Raw genomic sequence first — 17501 nt, 5'->3', positions numbered from 1 at the left:
GTTGATATTTGATATATATACGAACTAATGTTCTATAATTAGGGTAATATTACTGTTCGGAGATGATTTACCCATGGATTTAAAGGAACTGAAGAGACTTGCTGATACATTGGACGATAATGGTAAGCGAGAGCTTATCTACTTTTTGCAGTCCCGAACCAAGGGTGTGGCGGTTCCAGTTCGAGCGATTGATGAAATTCAAGAGCAGAAGCATAAGAGGGACTCGTTTGCCCGCATTGCAAAAACCATTCTGTTGTGCGATTTGGGAAGTACGTTGTAAAATCCCGTACTGGAGAGGTTAAACGTCAACGTTACCGTTGTAAGTCCTGTCGCCAAACGTTCAATGACCTTACAAATACCCCTCTGAAACGAACGAGGAGACCTCATATTTGGATTCGTTTTATTGAATGTATGATTGAGGGTTATTCACTGAGAAAATGTGCAGAGCAGTTAAATGGTGAAGTCACGCACGTCACCTTGTTTTACTGGCGACATAAGATTCTTGCCGTTCTAAAGCAGATTTCAACTGAAGCGTTCCAAGGAATCGTTGAAATGGATGAAACGTATTTCTTATTCTCCGAAAAGGGCAAACGGAATATAGCCGATCGTAAGCCACGTAAACGCGGCGGAAAAGCCCAATATCGTGGTAATAGTAATGACCAAGTATGTGTACTCGTTGCCCGTGACCGTCAGAAAAAATGACTTACTCTGGCGTACTTGGGCGTGGACGTATTCGGAATACAAAATTGGATGAATCGATTGGTGGTCATATATCTGACTCAAACGTGCTATGCACTGATTCGTGGAGAGCATTCAGTTCCTATGCGAATTCAAAAGGCTCGGCTCATTACCGATTCAAGTCGGATGGAAAACAACGTGCGAAAGGCGTGTACCCTATCCAAAACGTAAACAGCTACCACAGCCGCTTGAAGAAATGGATGGACCGCTTTAATGGTGTTGCAACTAAGATATTTGCAAAATTATTTGGCTTGGTTTCGTTACTTAGACAGTAAGGAATATGAGAATACAGCATCGAATAAGAAAAATATGTTGGTGAAATCATGCCTGTTTTCTGTGACCGACACGAATGACAAACTTCGGCTTTCTGCTTATACTTGTTAAACTGAACTGGCAGAAGAGATTAACAAAATGTATTAACACCCAAATAATTATTTTAACGGAGGAAAGTCATGAGTGAAATTGCCCAAACACCAAAAGCACCTTATTACGCAGTGATTTTTACATCTGAAAGAACTGATGGGGATAAAGGGTATTCGGAAATGGCAGAGGAAATGGTTAAACTTGCATCTGTCCAACCCGGATTTTTAGGCGTAGAAAGTGCCAGAGAGGGCTTAGGTATTACAGTATCATATTGGGAATCTCTCGAAGCTATACAAAAATGGAAGCAGAACGAACGACATTTGATTGCTCAAAGAAGAGGTATGTCTGATTGGTATCTCAGATATAAAACGAGAGTTTGTAAGGTCGAACGAGATTATGGATTTGAAAAAGACTAACAATCTAAATCGATTGATCTAACGGGTACGAGATAGCTCATTAAAACCGTCTTTTCACCAAGGCGGTTTTATTATGGTCAATTATCAACATTAGAATTTAACATAGCCAACAAAAATAGACCGCAGGAATCCTGGTGATTCTTGTGGTTTTTTTCTACCTTCAAGACAGGGATGATGGGACTTGAGAATCAACACTGTTTTATGGATTGCTCAAATACATCGTTTTTGGATATATAGAAACAAACCATACTTTGATAAACTGACGTTGTGGTTCTCAAATCCGCATGGGTATACAGACTACAAGCCCGCATTCACTATCGTACAGTCTTCAAATAGAGAGGGAGGGAAGATCATGTTTAAAGTTCTGGTGTCAGATCCAATAAGCGATTTTGGATTGCAGCAGTTGACGCGTGCTGAAGATGTGGAGGTCGCCAAAATAACGGGGCTGAGCGAAGAGGAGCTCATTTCTGTCATTCATTCCTATGATGCGCTGCTCGTCCGTTCTCAAACGAAAGTGACTAAGCGCATCATAGAGGCAGGCGTTCGTTTGCAAGTCATCGGTCGGGCAGGAGTTGGGGTGGACAACATTGATTTGGATGCTGCGACAAGCCGGGGAATTATCGTGGTCAATGCACCCGACGGCAATACGGTCACGACGTGCGAGCATACCTTTGCGATGATGATGTCACTCGCCCGGCATATTCCGCAAGCCTATACCAAAACCGTTGCCGGGCAGTGGGATCGAAAATCATTCCTTGGCGTTGAATTGCGAAACAAGACGCTTGGCGTGCTTGGGCTGGGCCGTATCGGGATCGAAGTAGCTAAACGCGCAGCGGCGTTTGGCATGATCGTTTTTGGCTACGATCCTTTTCTATCGGAGGAAAGGGCGGGAAAACTGGGGATCAAGTTGGCGACCGTAGATACCATCATACGGACAGCTGATTTTATAACGGTGCATACGCCGCTGACGGATGAAACGCATCATATGATTGCGAGGCTGCAATTCGATGTAATGAAACGGGGAATGCGGATTATCAACTGCGCGCGCGGGGGAATTATTGACGAGTCGGCGCTTGTTGAAGCGCTCGATGAAGGGATTGTGGCAGGCGCCGCCTTCGATGTATTTGAACACGAGCCTCCGGCGCCGGATCACCCATTCCTAAGGCATCCCAAAATCATCGTTACCCCGCACTTGGGCGCGTCCACTTTGGAAGCGCAAGAGAATGTCGCTATTGATGTTTCTGAACAAGTGATTCATATCCTGCGACAGGAACCGTTTAAAAATGCTGTCAATATGCCGGCCGTTCCATCCGACCTGCTCAATCAATTACAGCCCTGGTTCACCTTGTGCGAACAACTGGGGAAATCGCTTGTCCAGATGACAGATGGCGCGATCCGAGAAGTCACGGTGGAATACGCAGGCGAACTTGCGGATTTGGACACATCGCCGCTCATCCCGTATGTGCTTAAGGGGATACTTTCTCACCATCTCGGCGCGGAACAGGTCAATATCGTCAATGCCATTCACCTGGCGAAGCTTCGCGACATTCATCTTACGGTACGAAAATCTCTGTTAGCCCAAAGCGCGTCCAGCGAGATTACCATTCGACTAAAGACAACCATCGAGGAGAGATGGGTGACAGGGACATCACTTCCCGGCGTTGGCGGACGTCTTGTCCGAATTGGTCCCTATCCGGTTGAGCTTCCACCTGAAGGACATGTTTTGTTGATTTCACAGCAGGATAAGCCCGGCATCATTGGACGTGTGGGAACATTGCTTGGGGATAGCGGCATTAATATCGCCACGATGCAAGTGGGGCGAAACGAAGTCGGCGGCTCAGCAGTGATGATCTTAAAAATCGATAAAAAAGCATCAAGGAACGTGATGGAGTCCTTACTCGCGATACCGGAAATCAAGCGCGTACGGGAAATCTCCTTTGACGAGGGTCGTGAGGAAAGAAGAGAGGAGACATGAGCAATTTAGTTGAAGAGAATCTCAAAAGCGTAAGACAGCAGATGGAATTAGCTTGCCAAGCATCGGGGCGTAAAACCGAGGACGTGAAATTATTGCTCGCGACCAAAACTGTAACGCTTGAAAAACTGCAAATGGCGATGCAGGCGGGAGAGGTTCTGTTTGGGGAAAACAAAGCTCAGGAGCTTCGGGACAAATTCCCGCTTATGCAGCAATATAATCGGGTGGAATGGCATTTTATCGGGCATTTGCAGACGAACAAAGTGAAGGATGTCGTCAAATATGTGACGCTCATTCATTCTGTGGATCGTTTGAAATTGGGTCAGGCTCTGCACCAGCAACTTGTTAAAGAGAACAAGACGATGGATATTTTGGTACAAATCAATACGTCCTACGAGGAGAGCAAATTTGGGGCTTCTCCCGAATCAGCTCTGGAGTTGGTCGAACAATTATCCCAGCTTGAAACTTTAAATATAAGAGGTCTGATGACGATTGGCAAATTGAATGCGACCAACGAGGAGACCCGGCATTGCTTCCGGCTTTTGAAATCCATTCGAGATCAAATTCAGGAGAGAAATTTCCCGCGTATAGAAATGGATGTACTCTCGATGGGCATGTCCGGCGATTTCAAGGTGGCCATTGAGGAAGGAGCCACCATTATTCGCGTAGGAACAAAAGTATTCGGAGAGCGGTACTTGCCGGACAGCTATTACTGGAACGAAAATATGCGTCAGGACGAGTAAAGGGGGTGAGAAAGAATGTGAACACATCAACAACCGCGCTGCGTGGCCGCGACTTTATATCACCGACGATTGCTGCTTTAATCTCTGTCATTGTCAACTATGGTGGTACCTTTATTCTTGTGTTTCAGGCGGCAAAAGTCGCGGGGTTAAGTCCCGAAATGACCGCTTCATGGATTTGGTCGATCTCCATTGGCGTGGGTATAACCGGGATCTGGCTAAGCTATCGCTACCGGGAACCGATCATTACAGCCTGGTCAACGCCAGGCGTAGCATTTCTCGTATCAGCTTTAGCCGTAACCCCGTATCCAGAAGCCATTGGTGCCTATATGATCTCTGCGGCAGGCTTTATCGTTTTAGGTTTATCGGGCATGTTTGAACGTTTCGTCCGGCTTATTCCGCCAGGCATCGCTTCCGGGCTATTGGCAGGTATTTTACTGCAGTTTGGCATTTCAGCCTTTGGCGGAGCGAAAGTGGACCCGCTGCTTGTCGTTGTGCTGTTTGTCGCTTATGTCGTGCTAAAGCGGTTTACTTCCCGTTACGCCATTGTGGGTATTTTAGTCATCGGACTGCTTTATTTGATCCTGACGGGAAAAGCATACTTCAGCAATATCCAATTGGCCATAGCCTCGCCGGTATTTGTCGCTCCAAAGTTTTCGTTACAGGCTTTGTTGGGCGTTGCCTTGCCGCTGTTTGTGATCACCTTGACGGGACAATATATGCCCGGCATGCTCGTATTGCGGAATGACGGGTTTAAGACAAGCGCGAATCCTATTTTGACTATAACGGGCTTGGGCTCGCTCCTTACAGCGCCGTTTGGCTCGCACGCTTTTAATGTGGCTGCCATAACAGCAGCGATTTGCACAGGAAAAGACGCGCACGAGGATGCGTCAAAGCGTTATATTGCAGGCATTGCTTGCGGCATTTTCTACACGATTGTCGGTATTTTTGGCGTGACATTGGCTGCGCTGTTTCTGATTCTTCCTGCAACCTTCATCGCCACATTAGCAGGATTGGCATTGCTGGGCACCATTGGCGGCAGTCTTGCCAATGCTTTAGCGGAGCCAAAGGGACGTGAGACGGCATTGATTACGTTTTTAGCTACAGCCGCAAATGTGACCTTGCTTGGCGTCGGCGGCGCATTTTGGGGACTTGTCGCGGGTTTGGCTGCACATTTATTGATTCATGGGAAATTTCATAAGAAGCCATACAGAGCGCGAGGAATACAACAAATCGAACAAAAATAACAGGAGGCGTGAACATGAATACGAACATGAATACAGGTACAGAGCGGGTAAAAAGAGGGATGGCGGAAATGCAAAAAGGCGGCGTCATCATGGACGTGATGAATGCCGAGCAAGCCAAGATTGCGGAAGCGGCCGGAGCAACAGCCGTGATGGCGCTGGAACGTGTGCCTTCCGATATTCGCGCAGCTGGCGGAGTAGCCCGCATGGCTGATCCGACCATTGTGGAAGAGGTAATGAAGGTTGTATCGATACCGGTGATGGCCAAAGCCCGCATCGGCCATTATGTAGAAGCCAAAGTACTCGAATCGCTAGGCGCAGATTATATCGACGAGAGCGAAGTGCTGACGCCTGCTGACGAAGTTTTCCATATTAGCAAGAACGAATTTACCGTTCCGTTTGTTTGTGGCGCCAAAGACCTTGGTGAGGCGCTGCGCCGCATTCAGGAAGGAGCTGCTATGCTTCGCACGAAGGGAGAGCCGGGAACGGGCAACATTGTGGAAGCGGTGCGTCACATGCGCTTGATCAACGGTCAAATTCGCAAAGTGCAAGGTCTGTCCAGTGACGAATTGTACCACGAAGCGAAGCTGCACGGCGTACCGTATGATCTGCTGTTGCAGGTTCACGAATCCGGCAAGCTGCCGGTGGTCAACTTTGCCGCAGGTGGGGTGGCTACTCCAGCCGATGCTGCGCTAATGATGCATCTGGGCGCAGACGGCGTCTTTGTAGGATCGGGTATTTTTAAGTCGGATAGCCCTGAGAAGTTTGCGCGTGCGATTGTTGAAGCCACGACACACTACGAAGATTATGCGTTAATCGCAAGCGTATCGAAAAACTTGGGAACGCCGATGAAGGGAATTGAAATATCCAGTTTGCGGGAGCATGAACGGATGCAGGAACGCGGCCAGTAACAGGATTGAACTTGAGTAGATCAGGAATTCAGTGTATGGGAAAGCGGTGATCAACCTGAAAAAGAGTTATTTATTTCCTACCTATAATAAGTTCCCGCTCACACTGGTGAGAGGACACCAGACAACCTTATGGGATGCTGAAGGGAAATCGTATTTGGACTTTATGGCGGGACTTGCCGTTTGTAATTTAGGTCACGTCCCGGAACGGGTAAAAGCACGGATTCAAGAGCAACTGGATCAATTATGGCATGTATCCAATTTGTTCCATATCCCGATTCAGGAAGAGCTTGCCGAGAAGCTTGTGACGATCAGTTGTGCGGAACTTGTATTTTTCTGTAACAGTGGCGCTGAAGCAAACGAAGCAGCGATCAAATGCGCTCGCCGGTATCACCAGCGCGTGCTGGGAAATAACCGCTACGAGATTATTACGTTTGAACAATCGTTCCATGGCCGTACAATGGCTACTTTGACAGCTACCGGACAAGAGAAGGTCAAGGATGGCTACCTTCCGTTGCCGGAAGGGTTTGTGCATGCGCGTTTTAACGATATTCAGAGCGTAAGAAACAGCATCACGGACAAAACGGCGGCCGTCATGCTGGAGCTGGTGCAGGGAGAGAGCGGCGTTCATCTTGCCGAACCCAAATTCGTAGTTGAGCTGGCTAAGCTATGCGAAGAGGAAGGAATTCTCCTGATCGTCGATGAGGTGCAAACCGGAATCGGGAGAATGGGGAGCCTGTTTGCTTATGAGCAGTATGGCATCGAACCGGATATCATCACACTGGCGAAGGGATTGGCCAGCGGGTTGCCGATCGGGGCGATGTTGGGGAAGGAGAAGCTGAGAGAGGCATTTTCGGCTGGCAGCCATGCTTCCACATTTGGTGGTTCGCCTCTTCCAATGGCAGCAGGGCTGGCAACGATTGAAATATTGCTGGAGGACGGATTGGCAGAACAAGCGAAACGAGCGGGAGCGTATGCACTGGATAAGCTGCGTAATGAGTTAAAAGCTTATCCCGCCGTCCGTACCGTTCGAGGGCTAGGACTGCTGATAGGCATTGAATTTGCCGAACCTGTTGCACCGATCATTCAGAAGCTGCACCAGAATGGACTGCTTGTTCTAGCGGGAGGAACCCACGTAATCCGTTTTATGCCGAGCTTATACGTAACCTGCGATGAGATCGATCAAGCGATCGGCATTCTGAGCAAGGTGCTGAAAGAACGGGATGGTAGCGCAGACGGAGCTGCTATATAATCAAACGCTGGCAGGGCTACTTGTTTAAAAGGAGCTCTGCCAGACATTCAATCCCTTCTTTAATGGTTGTTTCATCAACTTTAGCAAAACCCAGTACCCAGCCTTTTCGCTTGCTTTCCAAACCATACTGGCTGAGCGGATAGATACGGATTCCTCTTTCCAGCGCCCGGCTCGTCACGGTTGCCTCGTCAAACGATGGTTCAGCTTCAAGCAGCATATGCAGCCCTGTTTCTGCGCCGCTTAGCGTGAAGCGTTCGCTCAAACCTGTCGCGATGAGAGCTTTCGTCATGGCTGCGTGTCTGCGACGGTATATATTTCGCACTTTTCTCATATGGCGCATGAAGTGACCGTGTTCGATAAAATGGGTGAGCGTTAATTGCTCCATAATCGGAAGATGACGATAGGTCAGTTCATGGACGCGAGCGAGTTGACGAATGGCTTCTTTGGGGCCAACGAGGGCAGACATCCGAATGCCGGGAGCGATCATTTTGGAAAAACTCAACATATATAACGTGTTCTGAGGCCGTTGACTGAACAAAGTGGGAAGCGGGTCACCGCGATAGCGAAATTCGCTGTCGTAATCATCCTCAACGATCCAAAATCGCTGATCCGCAGCCAAATGCAGCAATTGTTGCCTGCGAGGCTCCGACATAATAACGCCAACCGCGCACTGATGCGATGGCGTAACATACACAAGTCTGGATTCAGGATGAATGTCGTCTACGCATAGCCCGTGCTCGTCGACCGGGACGGATACAACTTGCATACGCCGGTACTTCATCGCCATCCAGGCAGCAGGGAAGCCGGGATCTTCAACCGAAACGGTTGCTCCTTCATGCAACAGGGCTTGGGCGATTAAATCGAGGCTATGTTGTGCGCCTGAGGTCAGCAGAATTTGATCGACCTCCACATGAACGCCACGTTCAAGCGACAAATAACGCTGAATCTGTTCTCGCAGCGGCAGGAATCCATAGGCCTCGCCGTAGGCCCAACTGTCCAGGTCTGTTTCTGTGGAAGCCTGTAAAAAGGATTGTCGCCAATTATTTAGAAAGTGCTCATCTAAATACGGTTCATGGGGACTGAAATCGATCTCATCTCTACCATTTTCTTTATTTCCGAACCAGCTATGCAAATGGCCGATGGCGGTGTTTAATAGCGGTAATTCTGGCGGAACAGGCCCCAGGGCTGGAACTTCGTCTGCAGAGTGGGGCTTATACGTCCATTCACTAACTCTTGTTCCGCCGCGGCGAGAGGTTACGGTGTATCCGCGACTGAATAGCTCCTCATACACACTTTGGATGGTTGAACGGGAAACCCCAATCAGTTGCGCGAGCTCGCGGGATGGGAGCAGCAATTCGCCAGGCGGCCATTTTCCGGTCGTGATATTATGGATCGCTTGGTCAAGCAACTGCTGCCAAATGGGACGTTCATCATCTCGGTTAACTTTGAGCATCGGATTCACCTCCAACATTTATTTTGAAATTATGGATTGTTCAGATAAATGGTTTATGGATAGTTTTTTATAATCCATTGATTGATATACTATCATGAAAATCGTTACTATTGCAACGCGTGGATGGAAAGGATGAGGTTTGTGAAATTTTTGGAACAACAGGACAAAACCATTGCGAACGCCATTTGGCAAGAAGCAGCACGACAGCGGAATAAAATAGAGATGATTGCTTCGGAAAATTTTGTGAGCCGAGCGGTTATGGAAGCAACAGGTACGGTACTGACCAATAAGTATGCCGAAGGATACCCGGGAAGAAGGTATTATGGCGGTTGTGAATATGTGGATCGGGTCGAGGAACTGGCTATTCAACGTGCGAAAACCCTTTTTGGTGCAGAGCATGTCAATGTGCAGCCTCACTCCGGCGCTCAGGCAAATATGGCGGTTTATTTTGCTTCCGTTGAACCAGGGGATACGATTTTAGGCATGAATTTATCTCATGGCGGTCATCTGACACACGGGAGCCCGGTTAATTTTTCCGGAAGATTCTATAATTTTGTGCCTTATGGTGTTGATGAAAAATCGGCGCGAATTGATTTTGAACTTATCCGAAAGCTTGCGCTTAAGCACCGCCCGCGTATGATCGTTGCTGGTGCCAGCGCTTATCCGCGGACGATCGATTTTGAGCCGTTTGCTCAAATCGCAGCCGAAGTAGGAGCACTTTTCTTTGTAGATATGGCGCATATTGCAGGAATTGTCGCGGCAGGATTCCATCCTAGCCCTATTCCGCACGCGCACTTTGTTACGACGACAACGCATAAAACGCTGCGAGGTCCAAGAGGCGGTATCATCATGTGCCGCAAGCCGTGGGCGCAAGCGATTGATAAAGGAATCTTTCCTCAAGTCCAAGGCGGTCCTCTTATGCATGCCATCGCGGCAAAAGCGGTTGCGTTCGGCGAAGCGTTGCAACCGGAATTCAAATCTTATATCGAAAAAGTGCTGGTTAACGCCAAAGTATTGGCTGAGGAATTATTAAATGAAGGGTTAACTGTTGTATCGGAAGGGACGGACAATCATATTATTTTGCTCGACCTGCGCCCGATCGGACTAACTGGAAAAGAAGCTGAAAGCATACTCGATGAGGTGGGGATTACGGCGAATAAAAATGCGATTCCTCATGATACGGCAAGCCCGCTTGTGACGAGCGGCATTCGCTTCGGGACTCCAGCTATGACAACAAGAGGATTGGGACCCCAAGAAATGAAAGAAATTGCTCGGCTTATTGGACTTGCGCTTAAAAATCCCGAGAGTTCAGTCGCCAAGGAGCAAATACGAAGAAGTGTGCAGGAAATCACGTCGCAATTCCCTTTATATGAAGGTCTACAGGAGTGATGGGCTATGGCTAATACCTATAATTTTAATGCCGGTCCGGGAGCGTTGCCGGCGGAAGTATTGCAGGAAGCACAAGAAGAATTGCGAAATTATCAAGGGATTGGCGCATCCATTCTGGAAATATCCCATCGAAGCAAAGCATATGAAGCGATTCATCATAAAGCGAAGCAGTTGATTAAAGAGTTGATGGGTCTCTCTTCAGAATATGAGGTTTTATTTCTTCACGGAGGGGCAAGCCTGCAATTTTCGATGGTGCCGATCAACTTTTTGACAGAAGGAAAAGTAGCTGGATATATACACTCTGGGACATGGTCGGGAAAGGCGTGGCAAGAAGCGCTGAAAATAGGGCAGACCCTCGTGTTGGCAAGCGGGGAGAAACAAAGTTTCAAACAGATGCCCGATCTAAGCAACTTGAATATTCCGACGGATATGGCGTATGTCCATCTCACATCAAACGAAACGATTGACGGCATACAATGCCGAAGCTTTCCTGATACCGGACATGTTCCCTTAGTAGTGGATATGTCTAGCGATATTTTTTCCCGTCCCGTTGAAGCATCCCAATTTTCATTGATATATGCAGGTGCTCAGAAAAATTTGGGACCTGCGGGCGTTACGATCGTCATTGTCCTCCGCTCTTTGCTGGAGCGCATTCCGGAAACGATTCCCGATATATTAAGTTATAGCACACATGTCAACCATCATTCGCTCTACAATACACCGCCCGTTTTTTCTGTGTATATGGTGAACCTTGTACTCAGGTGGATTGTGAATCAGGGCGGCCTACAGGGGATGGCTGTCCGCAACCAGCAGAAAGCAGAGCTGCTTTATCATGTGCTCGACAATAGCGGCGGATTTTATAAAGGATTGGCTTATAAGGACAGCAGATCGATGATGAACGTTACCTTTCGTGCATCCAGTCCAGAAATGGAGAATAAGTTGCTTGTTGAGCTGGAGCAGGAAGGGTTCATGGGATTAAAAGGCCATCGAGACGCGGGGCATTTCCGCGCTTCCATTTATAATGCGGTACCTTATGAGCATTGCAAAGCACTGGCGGATTTTCTGACTGAGTTTCAAAAGAGGAATGGTTGAATTTTAATGGGGAAGCAGCGACTGTTGGAGTCCCGATCATTCGGGTGATCTACCGGTCGCTTTCTTGATTAATTCACCTTTGAACCTTTGTATTTTTTTAAGATTAAAGGTATATTGATGTATATGAACGTTATTTAAGGATGATGCCATTATGCCATTTATAGATAAAAATAGTCCTGAACCGCTTTACGTACAGGTGCAAACCTGGATGAAACAAAAAATCAATAGCGGCGAGTGGAGTCCACAGCATAAGTTGTTATCGGAGATTGATCTTGCTGCGTCGCTTGAGATCAGTCGAGGGACGATCAAACAAGCGATTAAAAATTTGATTGACGAAGGCGTACTGGTGCAAATCCACGGCAAAGGCACGTTTGTCGTAGGACGGCAAATCGAATCGCCTGTGGCAGAACGGCTCGTATCGATCGCTGAAACGCTTGATAGCAATAAAAATGAATTTTCGACCGTTCTCCTTGGCATAGAGCGTATTCCTGCCGTCAACCCGTTCGACCAGCACCTGGGCTTGTCCAAAGGTGAATCGCTTTACTTTTTGAGGCGTGTCCGATCGTTTGATCATTGTCCGGTCGTCTATCTTGAAAACTATTTGTCTGCCAAACTGTTCCCAAACCTCGACAAATACAACTTCGAGAAAGAGACGCTATTTTCCATTATCGAGCGTGATTACGGTTTGAGCATTCGCCGCGGCAAACGTTCATTCGTTGCATGCGGATCGGACGAGCGGATTTCGTCCTTATTGGAAATCGATGTAGGGACCCCGATTATTCTTTTGGAACAAGTGACCTATTCTGCGGACAATGCGCCGCTCGAATATTCCAAAGTATGGCTGCGAAGCGATCGAATGAAATTGACCTCTATTCTCGAACGCTCATGAAAGCCGCTCTTAAAGTTGTAAACTCGGCACCTTCTTTGCGGAAGGTGTCTTTTTGTGTTTCGACAATTTAAACAACTAAACAATGCGATTGGAATAATGCCATTGACAGCATTGAAGCTGGTATGATACTCTCTAAATTAGAGATGTATATAGAGGTATATATACCACTATAGACAAATTTATCAAAGCTTTATATTCATCTCCAGATCAAGACAAATTATAATGGGAAAGAGGTGGGCCAATAGACGACACGATTACCTACCTGTATAAGTGTTGGAGCACGCAGTCCTAGAATGTAAGCGCTATCTAAAAAGCGTACCATCTCATTCGGATCGGTTTCAGCGATAATGGATGTGGTAGAGAGATTCATACTGAAACTACTTGGGAGGCACATTCAATGAAACAACATCCGAATATTACGGTAGTAGGAAGCAATATGGTTGATCTTCTGTCTTATCTGGAACGGTTCCCGGAACGCGGAGAAACCGTATTCGGTCGAGGATTCACGCAAGGCTTCGGCGGCAAAGGCGCCAATCAGGCTATCATGGCGGCAATCCTCGGAGCTAAAGTTTCCATGGTGACGTGTGTCGGCGACGATGTTTTCGGTCCGAAGTGGATCGAAACGTTTGAACAGAACGGTGTCGACACTTCGTTCGTAAAAATTGTCCCGGACAATTACAGCGGCGTAGCGGCTATCTGGGTGGAAAAGACTAGCGACAACCGGATTGTGCTGGGCGCCGGAGCCAACGAGGAAGTATCTCCCGAGATGGTTGACGAAGCGTTCGATCGGTTGCCTAAGCCAGATGTGATCATTTCGCAGTTGGAAATTCCACAATCCGCCATTTTGCGCGGCTTTCAAAGGGCGAAAGAAGTCGGAGCGACGACAATTTTGAACCCCGGCCCTGCAGCTCCTGTACAAAAAGAAATTCTCGACAATACCGATTGGCTGATTCCGAACGAAACGGAATTCGCCCTACTTGCAAAAGAAATGGCAGGCATCGATGCTTCGGATCTTCATCAGGCGGTTCGTCAATTTGGTGATCGTACTCGTGTGAATCTGGTCGTTACATTAGGCGAAAACGGTGCATTGCTTTATATGCCTGGCAGTGGGAACGATATTATCGAGCTATTAGCGCCAACTGTCGATGCCAAGGACACAACAGGAGCCGGCGACGCCTTCTGCGGCGCGTTCTCTTATGGAATCGCGGCGGGTCTTGAACCGCTCAAGGCTATCGAGTTGGCCAACACGCTTGCTTCCGATAGCGTTACCCGCCCAGGTACGCAAATCTCGTATGCCCGTAACGATCATTTGGAGCACCTTCTTAAACAAGTTTTAAATCAACCGAAGAGGTAGGGGATACTGCATGAGAAACAGTTGGCTGAAAAAATATGCTGGCGAAGCAGTAGGCACTTTTCTTCTTATCCTGTTCGGCTGTTCGGCTGTAGTGATCGCCGTCACTTACGGGCATGCCGCCGACTTGTTCAGTGCAGGATTAGCTTGGGGATTTTCTGTTGCTCTTGCGGTTTGGGTAACCGGTTCTATATCGGGGGCGCATCTGAATCCGGCGGTCACGCTCGGTTTTGCAGTCATCGGACGTCATCCATGGCGTAAAGTAATCCCCTACTGGACAGCCCAGGTGATGGGCGCTTTCGGGGGGGCTGCAGCCGTTGTGCTTGTATTCGGCGATGCGATCCGTGATTTCGCGGTGCGCAAAGGGATTGAAATCGGAGCCGTTGGCAGCGAAAAAATCGCCATGATGCTGGCCCCTTACTCTCCTCATCCATGGATCGTCGGCATCGACGCACACGCTTATGCAATCGTGCCGGTATGGCGAGGATTTGCGACTGAATTGCTTGGCACAGCCTTGCTGGCCATCGTGGTATTGGTTTTGACGGAAGCTCGTAACGAGAATTCCCCAGCACCCTGGGGTTTGCCGATCGGCATTATCGTACTCGTCACCATGCTGACGGTCGTGACGGGCGCGCATACGATGACTTCGCTGAACCCTGCTCGAGACCTCGGGCCGCGAATCATGCTTGCTTTTATGGGATTCGGAAGTGTAGCATTTCCGGGACCTCGGGACGGTCTATCAATGTTTATTACGATCGGCGGTCCGCTTGCCGGCGGCGTGATTGGATGCCTTTTGTACAAATTCGGTTTAGCCCGTCTGTTTGCTAGGCCGTTACCAGAGTCGGAACAATCAAATTTAATCGAACCGAATCACGGTGATCAGGTTCGGAACCACACTGCCTAATATAGTTTATCAAGAGGTGACAAGATGACAGTAATCGCTAACATTGCAACATTACCAGGGCTTGGCAGGCAGCGGAGGCTGTCGAAGCTGTTTCGGGAGGACGGCAGAGCAATGGTCGTCGGTCTCGATCACGGATTGTCCGCGGGGGTGATGCCTGGACTTCACGATCTCGGAACCATCAGCGCTACTTGCGTGAAAGGCGTTGCCGACGCGATTTTACTCGGGCCGAAAGCGAGTCTATGGGCCGCATCAAGTTTGGGACAGGCGAACAGTACGGCGCTCTGGCTTCGGCTTGATCGCACGAACGCGTTCGATCGGCCGACTCCGAAGAGGCTGAACATTTCTGCGATAGCTACCGTTCAGGATGCGTTAAGAGTAAACGCTGACGCGGCGGTCGTTTGGTACATTCGATCGGATGGAACAACTGCCGATGCGGACGCCGAGAATACAAGACATATAGCGAGCATCGCAGAACAATGTCGGGATGCGGGGATGCCGCTCGTTGTGGAAGCGTTTACAACAGGAAGTAATGTCACAGGGGGCAATATCGTAAAAACGGTCCGGATTGCCTATGAGTTGGGCGCTGATTTGCTTAAAATCGAACATCCGGAAGACGAGGGCGTATTGAAGGAAATTTTGGCAAGCGTTGATTCGCCGGTATTTTTGGCGGGAGGACCGCAAGCTGACAACTTCAACCAGTTTCTGTCCAAGCTGGATCGAGCGATGCAGTTGGGGGTCAAAGGCATCGTCATCGGACGGAATATTTGGCAGGCCGCGGATCCCGCACAAGCACTCATGCAATTTCATTCTACCGTGCACGGTGCGTATTTGACAAGAGCATAGACTTGGCATTTCAGTTATTTGCGACGGCAATCGGGAGGGGGACCCGGTTGCCGTCCGCTCTTATCGCGCTGTAACTAACGGAAAAGGAGACAGAACTGATGCTTTATAAAGCCGTTGTTTTCGACGTAGACGGAACATTGATCGACACGGAAGAAGCGATCACCCAATCTCTCATAAAAACCGTACGCGACATGCGGGGAATCGAGGTCGGCTACGAGAGAATGGCCGAAGAATTTGGCACGCCTAGTTCACATACTTTTGCAAAATTCGGTATAGACGACCTGAACATGGAGAACGCAATGAGCAAAATGTCACAGTATTTCGCGGAGCATCACGAGCAGATAAGTATATTTCCGGAAATCGAAAGCGTGTTGGCTACCTTGACTTTGGGCGGCTTGCATTTGGGCATCGTTACTTCAAAAACAAGAACACAATTTCACCGTGAGTTTACACCTCATGGACTCAAGCATTATTTCCCGGTTGCTATATGCGCGGACGATACTAAGCGCCATAAGCCTTATTCCGATCCGCTGTTGAAATATTTGGAAATCGCCGATCTTGATCCTAGCGAAGTATTGTATATCGGAGATTCAGTCTATGACATGGAATGCGCAAAAGGCGCGGGAGTCGACTTCGGTTTGGCTGTATGGGGCGCGGTAAATAAGCAATTGCCAGCCGACCACGTTTTCCTGCGCCCTTACGATATCGTGAAGTCGATTTGAACGATCATCATATTTACCTATGATAACGATAAGCAATTTGAGATTGATCATGTCTGTATCCTTTTTTATAATTTAATTAAGTAGCAAAGCTACATAAAATATAAAGGAGTGAATGTCAATGGCACAAGCAGTTTTTTATCATGCAGGTTGTCCCGTTTGTGTAGATGCGGAGCAAGTGGTTGTTGATTATCTTGACAAATCAAAGATAACTACGGAAATTGTGCATCTCGGTACAGCGCGAAACCGGATCGAAGAAGCGGAGAAGGCGGGTGTTAAATCCGTTCCAGCCTTGGTGATTGGCGGAAATGTATATCATATCAATTTCGGTGCTAGTCTCGAAGATGTAAAAGGTTAAACACCGCAAAAGAAGGTGCCCTAAGCGGCACCTTCTTTTGTCAACACATTTCATTGAATCTGCTTTTATCCGACTTGCTTTGCATGTAATATATAAGAGACATCTATCAATATGGAAGGTACGAAATGCAATGATATTTGACCCTCAGCATCGAAAGGATAATCGCTCAGCCCGCATCGGCATGGCCTTGTTCCGAATGTCCCAGGCGATCAAAAAAGTGACACAGGCCGAAAGCGATACCCTGGGATTATCCCCTGTACAAATCCAGGCACTGCTGTTCGCTGCTCACACACGAAGCGATGTGGCCACGGTAGGCAACTTCGCCAATACAATCGGTACGACCCATGTAACGGCCGTGAAAATACTCAATGGATTAGTGAGAAGGGGGCTCATTGATAAATCACAAAAAGCCGACGATCGCCGAGTGACCTTACTTTCCTTAACTTCAAAGGGAAGGGAGATCGTTAATAAACTTGATAATTGGGGACACCTATTAGAAGATGCCCTCCAGCCTATTTCGGAGGAGCTGATGACGCATTTCGAGATAGGGCTTGGCTCTATTGTGTCTAAGTTGCAAAAGGAGGGGCATATCGTTCTATCGGAACCCTGTCTAGGTTGCATTCATTTTCTCCCGAATACCGGCGATATCGCCACCCCTCATTATTGCAAGATGATCCAAAAATATCTTACCCAAGAAGCCTCACTCCAAGAATGCCCCGAACATACTCCCTCATTCAAAGTCTAGAATTGCAGCGATGAATGCCATCTCTGCATCTGGATTTATTTCCCGTTCTCTTGCAATAGGAAAATCCTATCATTGTTATACAATCAATTGAATTGAACGATAAGCCGGATCCAATTAATATTTAT

The 17501-nt window shown here is 48.0% G+C and carries 16 protein-coding genes and 1 pseudogene; 16 read left to right on the top strand and 1 reads right to left on the bottom strand.

All coding sequences use genetic code 11. The annotated features are described in order from the left end of the window. Nucleotides 1-73 precede the first annotated feature (73 nt). From AC2TF6_RS19860 to argD, 7 genes and pseudogenes are all read left to right on the top strand, one after another. Nucleotides 74-1122, top strand: a pseudogene (locus tag AC2TF6_RS19860) (IS1595 family transposase). 68 nt (nt 1123-1190) lie between these two features. After that, complete coding sequence (locus AC2TF6_RS19855) at nt 1191-1517, top strand: antibiotic biosynthesis monooxygenase family protein (protein ID WP_430200447.1); 327 nt, start codon at nt 1191-1193, stop codon at nt 1515-1517. Between the two features lie 352 nt (nt 1518-1869). Further along, the gene (gene serA, locus AC2TF6_RS19850) at nt 1870-3492 is read left to right on the top strand and encodes a phosphoglycerate dehydrogenase (RefSeq protein WP_491308165.1); all 1623 of its coding nucleotides are present in this window, start codon (nt 1870-1872) and stop codon (nt 3490-3492) included. After that, entirely contained in the window at nt 3489-4232 is a 744-nt protein-coding gene (locus AC2TF6_RS19845; RefSeq protein WP_491308164.1) for a YggS family pyridoxal phosphate-dependent enzyme, read from the top strand. Before serA ends, AC2TF6_RS19845 begins: the two co-directional genes overlap by 4 nt. A 17-nt stretch (nt 4233-4249) precedes the next feature. Continuing rightward, nucleotides 4250-5476 (top strand): benzoate/H(+) symporter BenE family transporter, encoded by a 1227-nt coding sequence (locus tag AC2TF6_RS19840; RefSeq protein WP_454235821.1) that lies wholly within the window; start codon nt 4250-4252, stop codon nt 5474-5476. A 26-nt stretch (nt 5477-5502) separates the two neighbouring features. Further along, nucleotides 5503-6384, top strand: coding sequence for a pyridoxal 5'-phosphate synthase lyase subunit PdxS (pdxS, locus tag AC2TF6_RS19835; RefSeq protein WP_454236726.1), 882 nt, complete (start codon nt 5503-5505; stop codon nt 6382-6384). A gap of 49 nt (nt 6385-6433) precedes the next feature. Continuing rightward, on the top strand, nt 6434-7633 hold the full coding sequence (gene argD, locus AC2TF6_RS19830) for an acetylornithine transaminase (protein ID WP_454236727.1): 1200 nt from the start codon (nt 6434-6436) through the stop codon (nt 7631-7633). A 16-nt stretch (nt 7634-7649) separates the two neighbouring features. On the opposite strand, the gene pdxR is transcribed toward argD, so the two are convergent. Beyond that, nucleotides 7650-9086 (bottom strand): MocR-like pyridoxine biosynthesis transcription factor PdxR, encoded by a 1437-nt coding sequence (gene pdxR / locus AC2TF6_RS19825; RefSeq protein WP_454235822.1) that lies wholly within the window; start codon nt 9084-9086, stop codon nt 7650-7652. A 141-nt stretch (nt 9087-9227) separates the two neighbouring features. On the opposite strand from pdxR, the gene glyA reads away from it, so the two are divergent. From glyA to AC2TF6_RS19780, 9 genes are all read left to right on the top strand, one after another. Then, entirely contained in the window at nt 9228-10475 is a 1248-nt protein-coding gene (gene glyA / locus AC2TF6_RS19820) for a serine hydroxymethyltransferase (RefSeq protein ID WP_491308163.1), read from the top strand. 6 nt (nt 10476-10481) lie between these two features. After that, nucleotides 10482-11567, top strand: coding sequence for a 3-phosphoserine/phosphohydroxythreonine transaminase (gene serC, locus AC2TF6_RS19815; RefSeq protein ID WP_491308162.1), 1086 nt, complete (start codon nt 10482-10484; stop codon nt 11565-11567). Between the two features lie 151 nt (nt 11568-11718). Next, nucleotides 11719-12456 (top strand): GntR family transcriptional regulator, encoded by a 738-nt coding sequence (locus AC2TF6_RS19810; RefSeq protein ID WP_491308161.1) that lies wholly within the window; start codon nt 11719-11721, stop codon nt 12454-12456. 397 nt (nt 12457-12853) lie between these two features. Further along, on the top strand, nt 12854-13810 hold the full coding sequence (locus tag AC2TF6_RS19805; RefSeq protein ID WP_491308160.1) for a ribokinase: 957 nt from the start codon (nt 12854-12856) through the stop codon (nt 13808-13810). Nucleotides 13811-13820: 10 nt separating this feature from the next. Beyond that, complete coding sequence (locus AC2TF6_RS19800) at nt 13821-14711, top strand: MIP/aquaporin family protein (RefSeq protein WP_491308159.1); 891 nt, start codon at nt 13821-13823, stop codon at nt 14709-14711. 24 nt (nt 14712-14735) lie between these two features. Next, nucleotides 14736-15554 (top strand): class I fructose-bisphosphate aldolase, encoded by an 819-nt coding sequence (locus AC2TF6_RS19795; RefSeq protein ID WP_454235828.1) that lies wholly within the window; start codon nt 14736-14738, stop codon nt 15552-15554. A gap of 98 nt (nt 15555-15652) precedes the next feature. After that, nucleotides 15653-16276, top strand: coding sequence for an HAD family hydrolase (locus AC2TF6_RS19790; RefSeq protein ID WP_454235829.1), 624 nt, complete (start codon nt 15653-15655; stop codon nt 16274-16276). Between the two features lie 118 nt (nt 16277-16394). Further along, nucleotides 16395-16631, top strand: a complete 237-nt coding sequence (locus tag AC2TF6_RS19785; protein ID WP_379326082.1) for a thioredoxin family protein — start codon at nt 16395-16397, stop codon at nt 16629-16631. A gap of 130 nt (nt 16632-16761) precedes the next feature. Next, nucleotides 16762-17376, top strand: a complete 615-nt coding sequence (locus AC2TF6_RS19780) for a MarR family winged helix-turn-helix transcriptional regulator (protein WP_454235830.1) — start codon at nt 16762-16764, stop codon at nt 17374-17376. Nucleotides 17377-17501: the final 125 nt, after the last annotated feature.

It is taken from the genome of Paenibacillus sp. JNUCC 35 (genome assembly GCF_058269095.1).
This window is presented reverse-complemented; position numbering and strand designations above follow the sequence as displayed.

What these genes read in the sequence shown, in the direction of transcription:
- AC2TF6_RS19780 (WP_454235830.1), top strand. Translation starts at nt 16,762, where the DNA reads ATGATATTTGACCCTCAGCATCGAAAGGATAATCGCTCAGCCCGCATC.
- serA (WP_491308165.1), top strand. Translation starts at nt 1,870, where the DNA reads ATGTTTAAAGTTCTGGTGTCAGATCCAATAAGCGATTTTGGATTGCAG.
- AC2TF6_RS19785 (WP_379326082.1), top strand. Translation starts at nt 16,395, where the DNA reads ATGGCACAAGCAGTTTTTTATCATGCAGGTTGTCCCGTTTGTGTAGAT.
- AC2TF6_RS19855 (WP_430200447.1), top strand. Translation starts at nt 1,191, where the DNA reads ATGAGTGAAATTGCCCAAACACCAAAAGCACCTTATTACGCAGTGATT.
- AC2TF6_RS19810 (WP_491308161.1), top strand. Translation starts at nt 11,719, where the DNA reads ATGCCATTTATAGATAAAAATAGTCCTGAACCGCTTTACGTACAGGTG.
- AC2TF6_RS19795 (WP_454235828.1), top strand. Translation starts at nt 14,736, where the DNA reads ATGACAGTAATCGCTAACATTGCAACATTACCAGGGCTTGGCAGGCAG.
- AC2TF6_RS19800 (WP_491308159.1), top strand. Translation starts at nt 13,821, where the DNA reads ATGAGAAACAGTTGGCTGAAAAAATATGCTGGCGAAGCAGTAGGCACT.
- AC2TF6_RS19845 (WP_491308164.1), top strand. Translation starts at nt 3,489, where the DNA reads ATGAGCAATTTAGTTGAAGAGAATCTCAAAAGCGTAAGACAGCAGATG.
- pdxS (WP_454236726.1), top strand. Translation starts at nt 5,503, where the DNA reads ATGAATACAGGTACAGAGCGGGTAAAAAGAGGGATGGCGGAAATGCAA.
- AC2TF6_RS19790 (WP_454235829.1), top strand. Translation starts at nt 15,653, where the DNA reads ATGCTTTATAAAGCCGTTGTTTTCGACGTAGACGGAACATTGATCGAC.
- serC (WP_491308162.1), top strand. Translation starts at nt 10,482, where the DNA reads ATGGCTAATACCTATAATTTTAATGCCGGTCCGGGAGCGTTGCCGGCG.
- AC2TF6_RS19805 (WP_491308160.1), top strand. Translation starts at nt 12,854, where the DNA reads ATGAAACAACATCCGAATATTACGGTAGTAGGAAGCAATATGGTTGAT.
- pdxR (WP_454235822.1), bottom strand. Translation starts at nt 9,086, where the DNA reads ATGCTCAAAGTTAACCGAGATGATGAACGTCCCATTTGGCAGCAGTTG.